The organism is Microvirga tunisiensis (genome assembly GCF_009296175.1).
GTDB classification, from domain to species: Bacteria; Pseudomonadota; Alphaproteobacteria; order Rhizobiales; family Beijerinckiaceae; genus Microvirga; species Microvirga tunisiensis.
This window is the reverse complement of the sequence record NZ_VOSK01000494.1, coordinates 1-3,666: the sequence shown is the minus strand read 5'-3', so window position 1 is coordinate 3,666 and position 3,666 is coordinate 1. Positions and strand designations below refer to the sequence as shown.

At 65.2% G+C, this 3,666-nt stretch carries 4 protein-coding genes and 1 pseudogene; 2 read left to right on the top strand and 3 right to left on the bottom strand.

Annotation, left to right across the window (positions count from 1 at the left end):
* Positions 1-132: pseudogene (locus FS320_RS51225) on the top strand (IS481 family transposase); the annotation flags it as partial.
* A 28-nt stretch (positions 133-160) separates the two neighbouring features.
* Here FS320_RS51225 and FS320_RS40015 read toward each other — a convergent pair.
* The 3 genes from FS320_RS40015 to FS320_RS40010 form a co-directional block, all read right to left on the bottom strand.
* Positions 161-355, bottom strand: a complete 195-nt coding sequence (locus tag FS320_RS40015; protein ID WP_152717996.1) for a hypothetical protein — start codon at positions 353-355, stop codon at positions 161-163.
* A 186-nt stretch (positions 356-541) separates the two neighbouring features.
* Positions 542-667 (bottom strand): hypothetical protein, encoded by a 126-nt coding sequence (locus FS320_RS50025; protein ID WP_274597291.1) that lies wholly within the window; start codon positions 665-667, stop codon positions 542-544.
* A 136-nt stretch (positions 668-803) separates the two neighbouring features.
* Positions 804-3,023, bottom strand: a complete 2,220-nt coding sequence (locus tag FS320_RS40010; RefSeq protein ID WP_152717994.1) for a hypothetical protein — start codon at positions 3,021-3,023, stop codon at positions 804-806.
* A gap of 422 nt (positions 3,024-3,445) precedes the next feature.
* On the opposite strand from FS320_RS40010, the gene FS320_RS40005 reads away from it, so the two are divergent.
* Positions 3,446-3,666 (top strand): transposase (locus tag FS320_RS40005; RefSeq protein WP_162003556.1); only part of this gene is annotated, 221 nt, incomplete at its 3' end.

Below are 3,666 nucleotides of genomic sequence, written 5' to 3'. Positions count from 1 at the left end.
GTGGTGCGCAGCCGCCTGGCCGCCGAGCCGAAGCTGGCCAACCGCCGCTACAAGCCGCCCGATTCAGACGCGTTGCCGCCCGCCCTCCAGGTCATCGCTGCCGCCAAGGAGGTCTCGCATCCAGACAACTAGAATCATTCTCGGCTGAATTCACCCTCGCTTAACAGACTTTGCCTTTCGCGGTCGAGTAGACTGAGTTCCTTTCGATAAAGTAGTTGAAAGAGCCTGTTGGCATCTCCGGCTCAATCTCGATCAGCTCCCCTCCCTTGAACTTCTTATCCTTGATGTAACCTTTCTTGAAGAGTTGATTGATGCGCTTCATCGGCTCGGCCTTGTAGCCGACGGAGAACCACATCTCAGTGTTCCGTCCTCAACATCGAAATAGCTGCGCAGCTGTGGCGGGCACGCCGAACCTGGGGGATCGCCGTGGCGACCCCGACCCCGAAGCGAGCGCCCGATTGCCGAGCCGGAAGGCTGGCGAGAGCTGCATCGATCACGCGATTCCCGAGATCCTGGCTGTAGGCCCAAGTCAGGCTTGTCGTCACTCCGCAGTAGCGCCACCGGAGAGCAGCTCAACCGAGGTGACCTGCAGCGCACCTGACACGGCAACCTCGCGGCTGCTTGTCAGGATCGAACCATGGACGAACGAGGTCAGAGGAATAGCCATGCACTACTCTCCGAGAAAGATCCGGGCTCATCCTGCCGCACCGCGCGAGCGGAGCCGGCAGTCTTGCGGGAAGTGCTTTGAGAAGCGCTGTGTCTCCCGGATGTGAACCGTCCCGTTAAACGTCGCTGCAACCTGTTCATCCGCCGACCACGATGATCGCCCTCTCGCTGAGTGTCCCGCCCAGGCCGTCCGGAGCCCGGACGGTGATCTCGTGACGTCCGGGGCTCAGCGCCCTCTGGAGCTCGGTCCCTCGCCCCAGCTCCCCGTCAAGGTCGGAGTGCCACAACACCTCCTCTGGCGGGACTCCGCCGAGTCCGCCGCTGTCGATCGTTGCTGAGAACCGGACCGCATCTGGCGGGCGGACCTGCCTTGCCTGCACAAAGAGCGCTCGTCGCCGGCGCGGCAGCGCGAAGGTCTCGCTCTCGGCCTCACACGCCTGAAGCTCGGCGGTGGCCACAGCTCGGAAGCGGCAGCGCTCCCCACCGGCGAGGTACCGCGCCTCGAGCGCCACCTCGCCTTCTTCGGGATCGACTGCGACCGGATGCCAGCTCTCGCCGTCATCGCCGGTGAAGAGCACGAGCACTGAGGGGCGCACCCGCGGGTGCGCTGCCAGAACCGGAATCGCGACCCGCTCGCCGTCCGGCTGCGGTCGGCCAAGCTCGAGGCTTGGCGGCTCGCCTACCTCCAGGCTGTCGAGCAAGCGGCCCTCCCGCACGAGCAGGATCCGCGCCACGTCGCCCTCCGGCCAGGGGATCGGCTCGAAGAAGTCGAGCCACGGCCGGGCCGATTCCGGAATGTGCGGCTCGTACCGACCGCAGCCGCAGCAGCCGTCACCGAGGCGCTCCTCCGGCGCGGGCATGGCGAAGGCGTGGTGTGTGGCCAGGATGCGGCCGGCGCAGTCCACGAAGTCGAGCGCGACCGGCGTCGCGGGTGCGATCCCTTCCTGATAGGGCCGGGGCCGGAGGCGTCCCGGGGCCGCGATCCGGTGCGCGCCGTCAACCTCGAGCCTCCACTCTCCCTCGACCTGGCGCACGAGGCGCCACTTCAGCACCAGCCAGGACTTGACCCGGCGCGGATCAGCCGGGACCGTGTCGAACATCCCGCGTGCATTCAGGATGGCGCGATAGGTATAGGGCGAGATCCAGCGAAGCTGCCCGTTCGACATGATGTCGTCCCACTCGGCCGGATCCTTGAGTTCAAGCGGTGCGAGGCCGGCATCGATCCCGACCTCGCCAATGGACCGCCGGTCGCCGCCGTAGTTCGGATAGTTCGGATCCTCGGGCTCCTTAGGCGCGCTGCCAACGTGCAGGTCGCGGCCGTAGAGGTGCCCGAGTTCGTGTGTGAACGAGCCCTGGAGGCCGACGACACACGCGGCGATGCTCTGGCCCTGGAGCCTGCAGCCGGCGTGCGCATTGGGACTGAGGCTGCCGCCGACGATGCCGAAGACAACCTGCCCGAGGCCGAAGAGCTCGTTGAAGACCCGAATCCAGTAAAGGTGGGGGAGCAAAGGGCAAACCTCACTCCCCTCCACGATGCCCTTGAGGCTGAGCTCCCAGCCGAGGATTAGCGTCTCGAGATACGGAAAGGGCAGCATGCGCTCGGCGAGCCGCGTTGTCTCCAGCATCTTGGCGTCCGTGGGGGCATACACCGTGCCGGCATCATCGGTCATCTTGATGCGTACGAGGCTGATGCGCGGTGGGCGCACGTCCAGCAGGTGGATGCGCTCGGAGGCCACCTTCGCCAGGTGCGGCGCGTCGACGAGCCAGATGCGGACAGTGACGACCATGTGGCCGCGTCGCAGGTACCAGCCGGGTACGTGGAAGTTCAATGGCGCATTCCAGAAGACCGGCTCCGCGTTCAACTCGCCGAGCCCGCCGTAGAACGTGATCTCCTGGTCCCAGAGGGTGCGGTCGAGCCGCCGTTCCGGCCCGACACGCGTCCCGGAGGGCCGTGTCGGCCCGGTCCGGTAGGCTACGTCGCCGTTCGTGCGGGACAGGATCAGTTCGCCTGTCACGTGCCGGCCCGAGAGCCCGTCGTCGCCGAAGAGACCCCGAGCCACGTACGGATAGGCGCGGACCACCATCGGCTTCAGTGCAACGAGCGGCACTGCGTTGTCCGCATCGTAGCCCGTTCCGTAGTGCTGGATGGCCTGCGTGAACTCGAGCCCCTGGATCGCGAGCCGCGCCCAGGTCACGAGCGGCGGGATCTCCACGGGGAAAGGCTCAGGAAGGACCGGCTGTCCCGGAGTGGGCTCGCCTGTTGGCCCGCGCCCGAGGCCGCCCGCAGCATTTGGCGCGAGCGCCCGGACGAGCGCCTCGAGTGCGGCGCGCACCGCATCGGGTCCTTCGGCCTGCATGAGTGTTCCCCATCGCTTCACCAGGGCCGAACCGTTCTCGGTGGATAGGTTGTTTGCAGATGGAAAAGAAAGCGGCACGCGGGCTTCCGCGACCAGCGTCCTCAGCCTCGCAGTATCCGATCCTGCCTGGAGTTCCGGGCCCCTAGAGTTCCAAGTGTAACACAACTTCGTCGAGCACCCATGCTGTCCTCTTGGTCAGCTAGTGGTGAAGACGGTACTCCTAACGGGGCATACACTTGAGAATATTGTGAGCGTAGCTGATAGCGTTGCCTTCATGGCGGACGACCAGGTTGCGGCTCATGGGCTGCCAGCCGAGGTCCTTGATCCGCATGAGCCATCTTGGACCTGAAGGGCTGATTTGGGTCCAGCCTGTGTGGAAACGCATTGATCTGCTAAGCTGATCGTGATCGGCGGAGGTCGCGATGAAGCGTTTTGTTGAGGGTGAGGACCGTCGGCAGACAACCCTGCTTCCTGACTGCCTGGATGACGATGTGACCGAAGACAATCCCGTTCGGATTGTTGAGGCATTCATCGACGAGTTGGACCTCGCGGCCCTGGGCTTTGCCGGCATCGTGCCGGAGGTGACGGGCCGCCCAGCGTATCATCCCGCCACCCTGCTCAAGATCTACATCTACGGCTATCT